The sequence below is a fragment of the Rhizobium sp. Leaf311 genome (assembly GCF_001423445.1).
GTDB lineage: Bacteria > Pseudomonadota > Alphaproteobacteria > Rhizobiales > Rhizobiaceae > Agrobacterium.
On record NZ_LMNZ01000002.1, the window covers coordinates 92,574 to 106,920 of the forward strand.

A 14,347-nucleotide genomic window follows, 5' to 3' on the forward strand; every position below is an offset into this window, starting at 1 on the left:
GTGTAGATGTTCTTTTTTTGTTCCTACGCAGACAAAGAGTCAAGCCAGCGAATTTGCTCGAAGACTGCTCCAAACATTAGAAATTAGAGAATCCTCATGGGAATCAGTTGCGTAGCGACAACAAAGAAATTTCGCCCTTATGCCGCCGCTCGGTGGATAGCGGGGACAATATCGGGATCGTCATAATGTCCTTAAGGTTTTTCTGTTGAACTGATGGCATGACGAAGACTCCGAGATCCAAACCGCTCCTTCGTGATACCGAAGCAAAGATCCGCTCGAAGCTGCGCCGGAAGCGCAACCCCGCTCAGCCACAGCTGCTGTTCGATCCCATGCCGGAGCGTGTTGAGCCGGCGCTTGCTCAGCTGAAGGCACATCCGCCTCAAGAGCCCGAGTGGCTCTGGGAGGTGAAATGGGATGGATACCGCCTTGCTGTCCATATCGAACCGCAGGGCGTCAGAATTCTGACCCGTGGTGGCCATGACTGGACACACCGGTTTCCTGCGATCGAACGGGCGGCACGTGCGCTGGGGCCAGCCACAATGATCATTGATGGTGAGGCAGTCGTCCTCGATGAAGAAGGGCGATCGGATTTCGGGTTGCTGCAGCAGTCTCTTGGCGCATCGGGGAAAAGACCCGGCACGCGCGCCTCCGATGCCATCCTCTATGCCTTTGACCTGGTTTATCTCGATGGCCATGATCTGCGCGGCGTCGAGTATCGCTCCCGGCGGCATCTGCTGGAGGACACGGTGAAGGGTCAGGATGGCGCCATCCGGGTATCGGAAACCCTCGACGCCGATCCCACTGTCCTACTCGAACATGCCTGCCGCCTTGGACTGGAAGGGATCGTCGGCAAGCACCGCGATGCGCCGTATCGTTCCGGGCGCACCGGCGACTGGGTGAAGGTCAAGTGCGTTGCGAGCGAGGCGTTTTTCATTATCGGCTTTGAGCCATCGAGCGCGTCGCCGACCGGCTTCGGTTCACTGCTGCTGGGCGCGTACCGCAATGCCACGATCGTCGATGTTGGCAGCGTCGGGACAGGGTTCAGCCACGCTGAGGCTATCAAGCTGCGCAAGATGCTGGACAAGCTGCGCTGGAAGCAGATGCAGCCGCCCGTTCCCTACTCTGGAGAGGCCGATATCGTCTGGGTGCATCCGACCCTCATTGCCGAGATCGAGTTTCGTGCTTGGACGAGCGATGGCAAGCTGCGCCATGCGGCCTACAAAGGTTTGCGGGAACGTCAGGACAATGCCGACGTTTACAAGCTTGACTAGCGGATTGCGCGCGACGCGCCAGGTTATCCGCCATCTGGTCTAAACAGTCGGGATAGCGTGATATGTGCAATCTTTATCGCATGGAAGACAGGGATTGGGTCTCAAAGTGGGCGCAGGACGCCGAGAGCCTGATCAACCTCATGCCCGCCTACCAGATGAACCCAGACCAGATGGGGCCGATCGTTCGCAACACCGCAGACGGGAAGAAACAACTGGTGCATGCGCGCTGGGGCCTGCCCTCACCTATCTTCGTCCAGAAGAAAGCGGCCGAGGCCCGCGCCGAAAAGCTGAAGGCTAAAGGGAAGCCCATCGACGTGGATGAGTTAATCCGGATGGAGCCGGATCGCGGTGTGACCAATGTCCGCAAGCTCACCCTGCCCCATTGGAAACGCTGGTTCGGTGTCGAACACCGATGCCTTGTGCCGGTCACCAGCTTTGCAGAGCCAGATCCCGTCAGCCAGCAGAATGGTGGAAAGGTGCCAAACGCATGGTTCGCCCGGGACGAAGAAAGGTCTCTGATGTTCTTTGCCGGTATTCAGGTGCCGCAATGGCAAAGCGTCAGAAAGGTGAAGGATGGCCTGACCACCGATGACCTCTATGGTTTTCTCACCACCGACCCGAACCAGGTGGTGAAAGCGATCCATGAAAAGGCGATGCCGGTCCTGCTCCTGACACATGAGGAAACCGATGTCTGGATGAATGCTCCGTGGGGTGAGGCGAAGGACCTTGCCCGCCCTCTACCGGCCGATGCGCTGATTATTTCGTCACGCGAGCCCTATGGATCGTCGATCGTAACAAAGGAAGGCGAGACCATCGATCAACCAGGTCTATTCCAGCATCTCGCCAGCGACGAACCGGCAAGATGATTGAAGTTCCCGCCACGCGGGCAATCTGGACAGTTCAGACCTGACGTAAGTCAGTCCGCGCACCGCACACAGGCACATAGATCGCTTCCCGTTGAACGCGATCAACAGCGTGTGGAACCATTCTCAAACTGATCCCCTCTCGAACCCGATCACAAAATCAATGACCTTCGCCGATGACATTTCGCATGGCTTCAAAACCATACCGTCAGTCGAAAGCCTGTAGAGGTTGAAGCTGACGATGTCCGTTCCGCCAAGCTCCTCGCCGTAAAGCCAGATTCGCCTGCCATCCGCCGATCGTTTCGTCGTCACGCCCCATGGCCGACCGGCAAAACGACCGCCCACATAGCCGTCAGGCAGCCTGGAAAGTGCATGTTCGAATGATGTAGGAAGTGGCTGGGTTAAGTCCGGTGACCTCCCAGTCATGGCGCCAAGCATTCGTCGCAGATGCCGCACCCATCATCGTCCATGTCGGACTTGCTCCTGACCTTCCGGCAACATGGACAAATAATGGTATCGCGCCCCAAAGGAGTTTTGCGTGCAGGCGGTGGGATCTCGATGATGCATTCCGACAGCACGTCAACGTTGCGTCGCTCCATTGCGGTGCTCCTGAATATCGTGTGAGATTTTATCCAGAGATAAGGCGTCTGGACGGCTGCACAAGGCAGGACGGCACCAACTCTCGATGCGGAAACGGAATTCTTATGGAACACCTGGCACCTGACCGGGTCTATCTTTCATAATTTCAAAACGAGAGAAAACGACTGTGGATCATAGCGATCATACCCGCGTCAGCTCCACCTAACTAACTCCGACTATTTTGGAAGGTGCGACCGGTTACGGTAGATGATCACAAGATCGGCACGGTCGATCATAGTCATGACGCGGGTGCCGGAAGCCAGGCGATTGTCGAAGTCGGCGGATTTCTTGGTATCGGTACAGAGCCTGTTGCCGTGCCGCTGGCCGACCTCGATTTCATGCGTGACGAACACGGTGGCGTCCTCGCTGTGACGAGCTGGACCAACGACTAGCTCGAGGACACAGCTGGTCCGCCGTTCGTCACGCTTATCTCCGCGACCCCATCAACGTCTTGACCTGTGATCTTCACAGCCGTTATGCCGAATTCTTCGTCCAGGGCCACTGACCGTCAATTTCGGCTTCAAGCGAAAAGCTCAGGAATGTACGAATGAGCACGATCAGCCCAAGAAGACCGACACTTTCAAAGGTCAACGGCGATATGATCGTTGCGATGATGTCGGCACCGATCAGAATTTCGAGACCCAGCAGGATACCACGCCCTAGATTGGCGCGGTAACGATCATAGGCCTCCTGTTTGACCGCCGATCTCAGGTCACGAAGATAGATGCCCGTTGCAACCGCAACGCCAACCAAAATCACACCAACCCCGAAAAATTCCAAACCCAGTGCCAGTGGCTTCAGGATCGGTGCAATCAGACTTGTCAGTCCGTCGGCCTCGCTACCAATGTCCATTTTCATAATCCTTCTTAAAAAGAGATGGGATTTGGCCCTGCGCCAACAGGGTCACTTACTGAAAGAGGGGCGCCCGGCGCCCCTCTCGTCATTATCGACCGTAATCAGGCTTGGCCGGGCCGGTTGATCGTCAGGAAGTGCCTGACCACAGGTTTCTCCGGTCCTGTGTGGTAGTCCAGCACCTTGCTCTGCAGGTCGGCATCGGCGTGGGAAACCCGCTTGTGTTGGCGAAGGTGTTCAGCCCAGGATTCAACCATGAACCATTCGACCATCTTCTCCGGATCGGCAGAGTCTTCCGTTACACCCCAGCCATAGGCACCATCGCGGCGGCGTTCTTGGGACAGCGTGTCGAGTGCTTTGAGGAAAGCCCGGCGGTGCTGCTTTTCAACATGGTATTCGATCAGGATCAGAACAGGGCCACGGTCATGAGCAACAGGTTCTGCAACGAGTGGTTCTGGCCAGTGGTTCGACGGCACCATGTCAGCATCGCCAGCAGGCAGTTTGAGGCGGTGCATGATCAAACCGACAATCAGCAATCCGGCTGCGCCAATCAACAAGGTGGCTTGAATACCAACAGCCGAACCAACCGCACCCCATCCAAGGCTACCCGCCGTCATCGCACCGTTAAACACGGTCAGGTAAACGGCAAGACCACGACCACGAACCCAGTTTGGCAACACTGACTGTGCAGCGCCGTTAAGCGTCGTCAAGGCGGTGATCCATGCAGCACCAAGGAACAGCAGAACGATAATCGCGACAAACTTCGGTGGGGCGAGTGACAGCACAGCCATGACAATTGCCGTAATGATGGCCGCACCAAGCAGCAATCCATCGGCACTCAAGCGGTCACGCAGTTTTGGCATAACCAAGGCACCACCGATCGCACCGGCACCAACTGCACCCAGCAGGATACCGTAGAAGCTTGCGTCGCCACCCAGCAACTGACGGGCAACCAGTGGAAGCAAAGCCCAGATCGCACTGGCAAAAGCAAAGAAGATAGCAGCACGCGCCAGGACGATATGCAGTGGACGACTTGCCTTTGTGTAACGAAGACCAGCCCGGAACGCGCCGAAGAAGTTCTCCTGCAAGGCATCGTTGGCATTCTTCGCACGCGGCCACCAGACCAGTGCGGCGATCACGAATATGTAACTCGCGACGTCGGCTCCGTAGGTTATCCCGGCTCCAAACCCTGCCAGAAGCAGGCCGCCGGCAGCGGGACCGATCGAACGAGCGATGTTGATGCCGAGCGAGTTGAGGGCAACGGCGCTTTTGACATCCTCGCGCTTTACCAGTTCCGGTACGATGGCTTGCCATGTCGGCCCCATTAACGCGGCACCGATACCACCAAGGAATGTCAGACCGATCAAAGCACTGACCGACAACATCCCGGTCTGCGCCAGAACCATCAGGCTGAGACTGACAGAGGCGAGCAAAAGCTGAATGGCGATTAGAAACTTGCGGCGATCCAGAATGTCGGTGAGCACACCGGCAGGAATGGCGAGAAGAAAGATCGGCAGAGTACCTGCCGCCTGCACCATGGCGACAGCAGCCGGAGATGCCGAGAGATCAGTCATCAGCCAGGAGCTGGCGACATCGCGCATGAAGCTGCCGGTGTTGCCAAGAACCGTGGCAGCCCACAGAACTGCGAAAACCGGTTGCGCGAGTGGGGCAAAGCTGCCGCTGGAGGATTTTGTGCTGCTCATTTGCCTTCTCCCTTTGTCAGATCCAGTGCTGCAACGATCACGAATGCGCCAGCAAGGCCGAGATGTTCAAAGAAGGCATTGGTCGCCATCATGCGATCCATGCCGGGCGCCATTTCCCAGAAACGCAGGGCAATGACCGTTGCAAGAAGTGTGAAGCCTGACAGCGCCAATGCCCCAGCCCAACGAAGGCGACCGGACACCACCATGGCAGATGCCACCAGTTCAAAAATAATAACGGAAACTGCAAAGGCCGATGCAGGATGGAGACCGAAATGTTCCATCTCGGCAACCGCGCCGGAGAAGTCGAAAATCTTGGTCAGAGGTCCCTGAATATAGGCGGCACAAAGGGCAAGCAGTGCCACCGTTCGTGTAGCCGGAGCAGTTATGACGTCGACAAGACGTCCCTGCGGCCGGAGTGAAGAGGAGGAAAGAAGGTTCATGGCTTGCTCCAGCTGTTGTCACCGCGTTGCGGCGCTGTGTTCCTTTGATAGAGCGATAATGATCTCGAAATCCGCCAACAACAATTGCATCAATAATTCAGATTTAATTGTCAAATATACAATAATAAAAATCGGGCGACCAACAGGTCACCCGATCAATTTTAAAAGCTTATACAGCCCAGCAAGAGCATCCAAGCGCGCCGAAGAAGCCCTTGAGATCAGCAATCGGCAGTTTGGAAGTCCATGCGCCGGCATGGTCATGTCCATGAACACCGCAATCGCTGGCGCAGCCGCAGGTCGAGATAACCGTACGGCGTAGCGAGCGGGCGCCCGCACCTTCCGGTTCACCCCAAGCGGCATAACCACCAAATTTGCGTACAGGTGACCAGTCGGGCAACGCCGGGGGCAAGTCGCTCTCATCGAGCGCCTTGAAGTCGCCAGCACCAAAGACGATCTTTCCACCAACCATAGTGAGTTCCGATACGAGGAACGAAATCTCGTCCTCAGCGCAGGAGAAGAAGTCCTTGTCGGGGACGACAAGATCGGCGAACTGGCCTTTTTCGATGCGGCCCTTCTTGCCCTCCTCGTTGGAAAACCAGGTGACTTTTTCAGTCCACATACGCAGTGCCGTTTCGCGGTCGAGGCAGTTGGCGCGTGGATAAAGCTGCATGCCACCCACCGTCTTGCCAGTCACCATCCAGGACAGCGAAACCCAGGGGTTATAGGAGGCGACGCGGGTAGCATCCGTCCCGGCTGATACATTCACGCCCTTGTCGAGCATCTTCCGGATCGGCGGGGTCGCTTCAGCAACTCCATGGCCGTAGCGTTCAACAAAATACTCACCCTGATATGCCATGCGGTGCTGGGTCGCGATGCCGCCACCGAGTGCGGCGATACGATCAATCGAACGGTCGGAAATGGTTTCAGCGTGATCGAAGAACCAGTTTAGGCCTTCAAGCGGAATATCCTTGTTCACCTTCTCAAAAACATCGAGAGAACGCGAAATGGTTTCGTCATAGGTGGCGTGCATGCGCCAGGGCCAGCGATTTTCGGCGAGGATCCGTACGACTTCTTCGAGTTCGCCTTCCATCTCCGGAGCCATTTCGGGTCTCGGCTGGCGGAAGTCCTCGAAGTCGGCTGCTGAGAAGACGAGCATTTCGCCCGCCCCATTGTGACGGAAATAGTCGTTGCCCTGCTTGTATTTGACCGAGGACGCCCAGTTGAGGAAGTCCTGCTTCTCTTCCTTCGGCTTCTGGGTGAACAGATTGTAGGCCAAACGAACGGTGAGTTGGTTCTCGTCGGAAAGCTTCTGGATCACCTGGTAGTCATCCGGATAATTCTGGTTGCCGCCGCCTGCATCGATCACACCGGTGATGCCAAGGCGGTTCAGTTCGCGCATGAACTGGCGCGTGGAGTTGACCTGGTAGTCAAAGGGCAGCTTAGGGCCTTTCGACAAGGTCGAATAAAGGATTCCTGCATTCGGCTTGGCCAGCAACATGCCCGTCGGGTTGCCGTTAGCGTCACGGGTAATCTCACCGCCTGGCGGGTTGGGCGTGTCGCGGGTGTAACCGACTGCACGAAGCGCTGCACCATTCAGAAGTGCACGATCATAGAGGTGCAAAAGGAATACGGGCGTATCGGGGGCTACCGCGTTGATCTCCTCAATCGTTGGCAGCCGTTTTTCGGAAAACTGGTGTTCGGTGAAACCGCCGACGACGCGCACCCATTGCGGCGCGGGTGTTATCGCCACCTGACGCTTGAGCATGTCCATAGCATCGGCTAGACAGCGCACACCGTCCCAGCGCAGTTCCATATTATAGTTCAGGCCACCCCGTACGACGTGGGTATGGTTATCGATCAGCCCCGGCAGAACCCGCTTGCCCTTGAGGTCAACGATCTTCGTCTCGGGTCCGGCCAAAGCCAATATTTCGCTTTCTGAACCAACTTCCAGAAACAGACCGTCCTTGATGGCAACTGCGGTCGCGTTTGGATTGGTGCGGTCAAGTGTCGTGAAGCGCCCGTTATGGAGGATCAGGTCTGGATGCATGGTGTCTACTCCGGTCTGGTGGGGATCGGCGGCAGTGGCCGTTGAGAAGAGGGGTTCGAAAACGCCAGACTTGATGCCGCCCCAAGGAAGGTTCGGCACACAGTCATCAGCTCCGCTCCTCTATATTCGTTTGCAAGCGATGGGCAATCTCGGGAGAATTTCCACCCTTTGGCAGGTGACCAAACATGTGTGGCTTGACCTGATGAAGCCACGAGAGGGCGGCGGGTTCTTTGCTCCAGAGCGTTTTTGCAAGTGGGATGATCTGCTCGCCGACGAGAATGCCGAGAAGTCCGACCAGCGCGATGACGGGAGGTGCTGGTGAGCGCACGTTGAGAAGGCTGTAAACGACGCCGACCAGCAGGCCAGCGCCGAGGGACAGGAGATAGACTTTCACAGGGATGTCCTCCAGAATTTTGCGGAAAGGCCGCCCCGACGGGTTTGTCGGAGCGTCCTGATCAAACCCTTACTTTGCGGGGTTGGGGCCGATGCGCTTGCCGTGCTTGACGCGCTCTTCCGCGCCGTGGACCATGGTGTATGCGTAATCGATACCCATGCCGTAGGCGCCAGAATGTTCCTTCACCAAGGTGGTGACGGCATCATAAGTCTCCTTATGTGCCCAGTCGCGCTGCCACTCTAGCAGGACCTGCTGCCAGGTGACGGGGATGACACCCGCCTGCACCATGCGGTCCATCGCGTACTTATGAGCATCGGCGGATGTGCCACCGGAGGCATCGGCGACCATGTAGATTTCGTAGTCCGGAACGTCGTGAAGAGCCGAGAGCGCGAACGTTGTGTTGCAGACTTCAGTCCATAGACCAGAGACGACAATCTTGTTGCGGCCGCTGGCAGCGTTCTTTGCAAGAGCGTCGCGAACGTTCTGATCGTCCCAGGAATTCATCGAGGTGCGTTCGAGAATGTCGTTGTCCGGATAGACCGCCAGCAGTTCCGGGAAGGTGTTGCCAGAGAAGCTTTCCGTTTCAACGGTTGTGATCGTCGTCGGAATGTTGAACACCTTGGCGGCCTTGGCCAGACCAACGACATTGTTCTTCAACGTCTGGCGGTCGATCGACTGAACGCCGAAGGCCATCTGTGGCTGCTGATCGATGAAGATGAGCTGGCTATTTTTAGGGGTCAGAACTTCGAGCTTGGACATAGTCGTTTTCCTATTTTGCGATTAGGCCGCCTCAGCGGTGAATAAATGGGTAGCTGCGGTTGATCGAACGCCGTGGCAAGACGTTCGCTCTGCAATCCGTGGAGTGTCTGTCCCGTCTGGGCCGCTCACTCTTTGTCTTGGCTGCTGAATAGAAATCTATCGCTTCGGATTGCGAAGCAGAATTGCAATATTAATTGCGAATGAATTTCACTTTCTGCAACAATAAATTCGGTCGTCGCATCGTGGTCGAGAAGCCAAGACCACATGCTCCCTATAACGCTTCGCGCACGGTATACGCGGCGGGGAAACGACATATCCTGAGACAGGGAAATCCATCTGTCCGTCCCGAGGTCATCATAGGAGAATCGTTTTTAGGCGTTCAACGGCCGATCCCAGGCTGGCTGCCCACGAAGGTTGCCGAGGCGCGTGGGACATGGCTCCGGTCCGAGAACCATACAAGATTGCAACGTCTGGGAGCGATGCATTGATGTCTGGCACGAGCCTTCCCGCCCGTGGTACCTGGTCGCTACACGGGTTGGTATTCTTAGGTTCTGCCGCACGCCTGGCGGAATTAGGCGCACAGAACACATCAGAGCGCCACGGATTTCGATCCGCGGCGCTCTGATTTCTTGCTTTCAATAGTTTCGCGCTGGTTATGCAGCGAGCGGCACCAGGTTTGCCTGGATCTGGTCACGAAATTCCTCGTATCGGCCAGGCAGCTTCAGCGCCTCGCCAAGATGCGCAGTGTCCTCGTCCCGATTGAAACCTGGCTCGTTGGTGGCGATCTCGAACAGCACGCCGCCGGGTGTGCGGAAGTAGATGGCCCAGAAATAATCGCGGTCGATTACAGGTGTCACCTGATATCCTGTGTCCATCAATGCCTTACGGACTTCGAGCTGCTTCTCACGGTCGTCGACAGCGAAGGCGATATGGTGGACAGAGCCTGCACCCTGCCGTGCGATTGCTGTTTTCGGCAATGCCTGCAGATCAATTGTGTCAGCCCCATTTCCGTTTGGAATGATAAAGCGGGTGACGTCACCTTCCTTCTCGGCTCGCTGGTAACCCATGAAGCCTAGCAACTCCTCTGTTGCAGCAGTATCATGCAGGCTGAAGCGCGCTCCAGCAAATCCGCGGATCGCCGCTTCAGCGGGAATTGCATCCGAGACCCATGGAGCGCGCGCGTCATCAAAGGATTCGATCAGTGAAAGACCGTCTCCATCCGGCCCCATGAAGCGAAGCCTGTTTGCACCAAACACAGTGTCGAGTTTCAGTCCATTCACACCTTGATCGGTGAAGCGGTCCTGCCAGAATTTCAGCGCGCCTTTTGGGACTGAGAACTGAGTTTCGCCAACCTCCCCGACGCCAGGTCGGCCGAACATCATGTTCGGAAATGGAAAGTAGGTCATGACGGTGCCTGCAGAGCCATTCTCGTCGCCATAATAAAGATGGTAGACACTCGGGTCGTCGAAGTTCACTGTTTGCTTTACCCGGCGAAGGCCTAGCGTTTCAGTGAAAAAGCGGTTGTTCCGCCTTGCATCCGATGCCATCGAGGTTACGTGATGCAGTCCTTTGATATCCTTGATCATGTCGGTGCCTTTCAACTGGCTTTTTGTTCAGGTGTTAATAAGAACTTACGCCAGTTGCCTGGGGCAGGAAATTGCAATATTTCTTGTGATTGAATTGCAATTTGTGAAACAATCAAATGAACGATTATAAAGCCCTCAGAACCTTTCTACTTGCTGCCGAGAAACGCAATTTTGCGCAGGTTGCCCGCGAACTTGACATGACTCCTGCGGCAGTCACCCGTGCAATTGCTGCTCTTGAGGCGGAACTCGGCGTGCAGCTTTTCGTGCGCACCACGCGGCAGGTGTCGCTGACCACGGACGGCGCGATCTTCGCCGCACAGATTCAACCAGCTGTGAAGACGCTGGAAGACGCCCGGCGTGATGTGATGAACGCCCACAAGGGTGATGAGGGGCGGCTGCGCATCAGTGCGCCAACGTGGTTTGGCAAGACCGTACTGCCTCCGATCCTGTCGGGGTTTAAGGAACGCTTTCCCAAGATGAGTTTCGAGATCTCCCTCTCGGACGGGCTCGTCAACATCGTCGATGATGACTACGATCTGGCAATCCGCATCTCGTCTCAACCCTCGGACAAGTTCACGATCTGGAGAAAAATCCGGGTCGTGCCGCGCATCCTGGTCGCGGCTCCGGGAAGCCGGTTTGTGGATATGCAGCATCCGAACGAGCTGAAACCCGACGACTGCCTGGCCTATAGCGGCGAGAGCCGACGCGAGAACTGGGTCCTTTCGGACGGTGGGTCTAGCATGACCATTTCTGCAGGCCGCGCCTTCAGCGCCAACAGTGGCGAGCTTCTCGCGGACATGGCTGCCGATGGTTCCGGGGTTGCCCTGCTTCCTGGGTTCAATATTGCCGATCACATCAGGAGCGGGCGCCTTGTCCACGTCTTCAAGGGCTGGGCACCGCCGGACTTGTGGCTGACCCTCTACTATCCTCCATATCAGGCGCTGCCTCCAAGGATTGCCTCATTCTCAAAATTCTTCGAGGAGCAGGTTGCGGCTCACATGGTCATGCTGGATTGATGGACAAAGAGCGTTCGAAGTCGGCGGGATCAGCCAACTTGCGGTAGGGCCTGAAGCTTTGCGGCGACGAGCTTCTGCAACTGCCACAGGTTTCGATCAAAGATTTTGCGTTCTGCCAGATCAACAACCGTCCGGTAGAGATACTCCGCACAAGATCCCGCCGGTCCGCATGCTTGCGAGATCAATGCAGCGGCCTCATCAAGAGGAATCTTCTGCGTGAGCTGAGATTGCCTCGGGCTCGCCCAGAACGTCAACGCCCGGCGTGTGCCACTCGATGTCTTCACCGAAACCCATTTCACCATGTCGCATACCTCGGCATAGCGTATCTCTCGCGCGAGAAGCTTACGCAGGTCCTGTGTTTTCGTTGCGCAAGGTAACTTGAGGATGAGACCAGAGCAGCTTCCACCCGGCTGCAGCGCGAGCATAAGGCCCGGGGTGTCGGAGGTCGCCCGCAGTCGCTCTATCCTCAGCGAAAATGCGCGATGCCATCCGAATGCGACAGCCTGTTCACTGTCAGCGATTTCAAATCCCGGGTTCCACATCAGGGATCCGTAAGCGAACACCCATATCTCGTCATCGCGCGCCTCCTCCTCGACCCTGTTAACGAGCGCATCAAGCTGCGGAGAAGAAATCGGGGTCCAGTTGGGCTCCGGGCCTTCTTCTTCAACGACCCTCAGCGTTCTGGAGACCAGGTCAGGTGTTAGTTGCAGAGAGCGCAGACGGGATGTGCTGGCTATGGATGTTTGCGGCATCTTGCGGACCATTCTCATGGAGATAGCCGCCGGAGCAATGTCGCATCCGGCGGATCTTGGGCTAGGGTTCCCCTTGTCAGACAGTTGCGCGGTCTATTACTGCGCGGAATGTGATCTCAACGATCTGTTCCGGAAAGGCCAGTGCATTCACTCCGATCAGGTTGCTGGCGCATTGGGGCATCTCGGCGCCGTACATTTCCTTGCGGACTTTCGATCCGGCTGCGAATGCACTAGGAACGTCCAGAACAAAAAGTGTCTCTTCAACGACATCTTCGAGGCTGGCCCCGAACTCGGCGAGGAGCAACTTGGCGTTGACGTAAGTCTGGCGGATCTGGTCTTCCATCTGCGAGAAATCTGCGGGCCGACCATTGGCATCCAGATTTGCAGGGGCGACGAGATTTCCATCTGCATCGTGGCTCAATTGGCCGGAGATGTAGATCGTGTCTTTGACCTGAACGGCCTGCACGTATCCAAATGCGCGTTCCCACGCCACACCGTGGTTTGCTACCTTCTTGGCGGAGTTGTTGTTCGTCATGGTGGTTTCCTTCGTGTAGCTGGGCAAGATCAAAGGCCCTATTGAATCGAGTGGTGCCCGAGGCGACAGGTGAGTGGGAGGCAGCACCCGTCGCAACCATGATCAAGACTGGATGAAAGTCAGCAGATCGGCGTTCAGGACATCTGCGTTGACTGTCAGCATTCCGTGCGAGAAGCCGGGGTAGGTCTTGAGCGTGCCGTTCTTCAACAGCTTGACGGACTTGTGTGCAGAGTCTGCGATTGGAACGATCTGGTCGTCCTCACCGTGCAGCACCAGTGTCGGAATGCTGATCGCCTTGAGGTCTTCCGTCTGGTCGGTCTCCGAGAACGCTGTGATGCCGTCATAATGCGCCTTGGCTCCGCCCATCATGCCCTGCCGCCACCAGTTCTGGATGACGCCTTCATGAACTGTCGCGCCATCACGGTTGAAACCGTAAAAAGGACCGGCAGGAACATCGCGGAAGAACTGCGCGCGGTTGGCTGCAAGCGCCGACCGGAAGCCATCGAAGACCTCCATCGGGAGACCCTCGGGGTTCGCTGCTGTCTTGACCATGATCGGTGGAACCGCCGACACGAGAACGGCCTTGGCAACGCGACCGGACGGCTCGCCATGCTTTGCAACATAGCGGGCAACCTCGCCACCACCCGTGGAGTGGCCGATATGAACGGCGTTCTTCAGATCAAGCGCCTCAACGACTGCAAATGCGTCCGCAGCGTAATGATTCATATCGTGACCCTCGGAGACTTGCGCCGAGCGGCCGTGACCGCGCCGGTCGTGGGCGACGACACGATAGCCCTTGGAAAGGAAAAACAGCATCTGGGCATCCCAGTCGTCGGATGACAGAGGCCAGCCGTGGTGGAAGACGACTGGCTGTGCGTCTTTCGAACCCCAGTCCTTGTAGAAGATTTCGACTCCGTCCTTTGTGGTCACATATCCCATGGTCTTGTTTCCTTCGATTGAGGTTTTGTTTTGGGCAGCTTCGGATGTGAAGCTGAATGAGGGAGAAATTGCTAATGCCGCTGCTGCTGCACCCGCAGAGAGAAGGGCTCCCCGACGGGTTATGGAAAAGAATGTTTCGGTCATCTCGCGTCCTGCGATTTCGTGATTGAAAACTTCAGGCGACGCTGTGTTCGTCTGACAGGACCAATATTGCTGCTAGCCGTCAGAGGCACAATTGCTCGAATAATTTCGAATTTGTTGCAGTAGCGACAACAATCCTCATGTCTGAGGAGATTGATAATTGGTCTCGATCCACTGCGCAGGACATCCGAGCATTGAAGGGGCCAGTTTTCGCGCTTGCCGCCTGCTGTCCTCGCAAGGAGCGCCAAATGACTCACGATGTCATTCGATCCCCAATTTCTCAATTGCTACGATAAGGATATCATTTCACCGGAAATTATCGGTCGATTTAGCTGCAGAGGATATTTGCTCCCCCATTGCCAAAGTCGACGGCTAACTCGATGCTCCGATTGTCCCTTTCTTCACTAACC

14 protein-coding genes and 1 pseudogene are annotated in these 14,347 nt (G+C 56.4%); 4 read left to right on the top strand and 11 right to left on the bottom strand.

Annotation, left to right across the window (positions count from 1 at the left end):
- The first annotated feature begins 218 nt into the window (after positions 1–218).
- Entirely contained in the window at positions 219–1,271 is a 1,053-nt protein-coding gene (gene ligD / locus ASF69_RS04585; protein WP_062585813.1) for a non-homologous end-joining DNA ligase, read from the top strand.
- 62 nt (positions 1,272–1,333) lie between these two features.
- Positions 1,334–2,137, top strand: a complete 804-nt coding sequence (locus ASF69_RS04590; protein WP_062585816.1) for an SOS response-associated peptidase — start codon at positions 1,334–1,336, stop codon at positions 2,135–2,137.
- Between the two features lie 123 nt (positions 2,138–2,260).
- On the opposite strand, the gene ASF69_RS04595 is transcribed toward ASF69_RS04590, so the two are convergent.
- Positions 2,261–2,572: a hypothetical protein gene (locus ASF69_RS04595; protein ID WP_062585818.1), complete on the bottom strand. Its 312-nt coding sequence runs from the start codon at positions 2,570–2,572 to the stop codon at positions 2,261–2,263.
- 379 nt (positions 2,573–2,951) lie between these two features.
- Between ASF69_RS04595 and ASF69_RS22680 the strand changes: the two are divergent.
- Positions 2,952–3,165, top strand: a pseudogene (locus tag ASF69_RS22680) (PRC-barrel domain containing protein).
- 82 nt (positions 3,166–3,247) lie between these two features.
- Here the strand turns inward: ASF69_RS22680 and ASF69_RS04600 are convergent.
- The 7 genes from ASF69_RS04600 to ASF69_RS04630 all read right to left on the bottom strand — a co-directional run bounded on the left by ASF69_RS04600 (position 3,248) and on the right by ASF69_RS04630 (position 10,554).
- Positions 3,248–3,625: a DUF1622 domain-containing protein gene (locus ASF69_RS04600; protein WP_062586249.1), complete on the bottom strand. Its 378-nt coding sequence runs from the start codon at positions 3,623–3,625 to the stop codon at positions 3,248–3,250.
- Positions 3,626–3,729: 104 nt separating this feature from the next.
- A complete protein-coding gene (locus tag ASF69_RS04605) occupies positions 3,730–5,328 on the bottom strand; it encodes an MFS transporter (protein WP_062585820.1) in 1,599 nt (532 codons plus the stop codon).
- Positions 5,325–5,768, bottom strand: a complete 444-nt coding sequence (locus tag ASF69_RS04610) for a DoxX family protein (RefSeq protein ID WP_062585822.1) — start codon at positions 5,766–5,768, stop codon at positions 5,325–5,327. The genes ASF69_RS04605 and ASF69_RS04610 overlap by 4 nt, the downstream gene beginning before the upstream one ends.
- Before the next feature lie 169 nt (positions 5,769–5,937).
- The gene (locus ASF69_RS04615) at positions 5,938–7,815 is read right to left on the bottom strand and encodes an amidohydrolase (protein WP_062586250.1); all 1,878 of its coding nucleotides are present in this window, start codon (positions 7,813–7,815) and stop codon (positions 5,938–5,940) included.
- Positions 7,816–7,921: 106 nt separating this feature from the next.
- Positions 7,922–8,209, bottom strand: a complete 288-nt coding sequence (locus ASF69_RS04620; RefSeq protein WP_062585824.1) for a XapX domain-containing protein — start codon at positions 8,207–8,209, stop codon at positions 7,922–7,924.
- A 69-nt stretch (positions 8,210–8,278) separates the two neighbouring features.
- Positions 8,279–8,968 carry a hydrolase gene (locus tag ASF69_RS04625; protein WP_062585825.1) on the bottom strand — a complete coding sequence of 230 codons (690 nt, stop codon included), beginning with the start codon at positions 8,966–8,968 and terminating at the stop codon, positions 8,279–8,281.
- A 653-nt stretch (positions 8,969–9,621) separates the two neighbouring features.
- Positions 9,622–10,554 (bottom strand): VOC family protein, encoded by a 933-nt coding sequence (locus ASF69_RS04630; protein WP_062585827.1) that lies wholly within the window; start codon positions 10,552–10,554, stop codon positions 9,622–9,624.
- Positions 10,555–10,670: 116 nt separating this feature from the next.
- Between ASF69_RS04630 and ASF69_RS04635 the strand changes: the two genes are divergently transcribed.
- Positions 10,671–11,570, top strand: a complete 900-nt coding sequence (locus ASF69_RS04635; protein WP_062585830.1) for a LysR family transcriptional regulator — start codon at positions 10,671–10,673, stop codon at positions 11,568–11,570.
- Between the two features lie 29 nt (positions 11,571–11,599).
- Here ASF69_RS04635 and ASF69_RS04640 read toward each other — a convergent pair whose 3' ends face one another.
- The 3 genes from ASF69_RS04640 to ASF69_RS04650 form a co-directional block, all read right to left on the bottom strand.
- Entirely contained in the window at positions 11,600–12,334 is a 735-nt protein-coding gene (locus tag ASF69_RS04640; RefSeq protein WP_156462000.1) for a gamma-glutamylcyclotransferase, read from the bottom strand.
- Between the two features lie 64 nt (positions 12,335–12,398).
- A complete protein-coding gene (locus tag ASF69_RS04645) occupies positions 12,399–12,857 on the bottom strand; it encodes a Rid family hydrolase (protein WP_062585834.1) in 459 nt (152 codons plus the stop codon).
- 102 nt (positions 12,858–12,959) lie between these two features.
- Entirely contained in the window at positions 12,960–13,940 is a 981-nt protein-coding gene (locus ASF69_RS04650) for an alpha/beta hydrolase (RefSeq protein WP_062585836.1), read from the bottom strand.
- Between the last annotated feature and the right edge of the window lie 407 nt (positions 13,941–14,347).

What these genes read in the sequence shown, in the direction of transcription:
- ASF69_RS04605 (WP_062585820.1), bottom strand. Translation starts at nt 5,328, where the DNA reads ATGAGCAGCACAAAATCCTCCAGCGGCAGCTTTGCCCCACTCGCGCAA.
- ASF69_RS04610 (WP_062585822.1), bottom strand. Translation starts at nt 5,768, where the DNA reads ATGAACCTTCTTTCCTCCTCTTCACTCCGGCCGCAGGGACGTCTTGTC.
- ASF69_RS04645 (WP_062585834.1), bottom strand. Translation starts at nt 12,857, where the DNA reads ATGACGAACAACAACTCCGCCAAGAAGGTAGCAAACCACGGTGTGGCG.
- ASF69_RS04595 (WP_062585818.1), bottom strand. Translation starts at nt 2,572, where the DNA reads ATGCTTGGCGCCATGACTGGGAGGTCACCGGACTTAACCCAGCCACTT.
- ASF69_RS04630 (WP_062585827.1), bottom strand. Translation starts at nt 10,554, where the DNA reads ATGATCAAGGATATCAAAGGACTGCATCACGTAACCTCGATGGCATCG.
- ASF69_RS04615 (WP_062586250.1), bottom strand. Translation starts at nt 7,815, where the DNA reads ATGCATCCAGACCTGATCCTCCATAACGGGCGCTTCACGACACTTGAC.
- ASF69_RS04600 (WP_062586249.1), bottom strand. Translation starts at nt 3,625, where the DNA reads ATGGACATTGGTAGCGAGGCCGACGGACTGACAAGTCTGATTGCACCG.
- ASF69_RS04590 (WP_062585816.1), top strand. Translation starts at nt 1,334, where the DNA reads ATGTGCAATCTTTATCGCATGGAAGACAGGGATTGGGTCTCAAAGTGG.
- ASF69_RS04625 (WP_062585825.1), bottom strand. Translation starts at nt 8,968, where the DNA reads ATGTCCAAGCTCGAAGTTCTGACCCCTAAAAATAGCCAGCTCATCTTC.
- ASF69_RS04640 (WP_156462000.1), bottom strand. Translation starts at nt 12,334, where the DNA reads ATGGTCCGCAAGATGCCGCAAACATCCATAGCCAGCACATCCCGTCTG.
- ASF69_RS04650 (WP_062585836.1), bottom strand. Translation starts at nt 13,940, where the DNA reads ATGACCGAAACATTCTTTTCCATAACCCGTCGGGGAGCCCTTCTCTCT.
- ligD (WP_062585813.1), top strand. Translation starts at nt 219, where the DNA reads ATGACGAAGACTCCGAGATCCAAACCGCTCCTTCGTGATACCGAAGCA.
- ASF69_RS04635 (WP_062585830.1), top strand. Translation starts at nt 10,671, where the DNA reads ATGAACGATTATAAAGCCCTCAGAACCTTTCTACTTGCTGCCGAGAAA.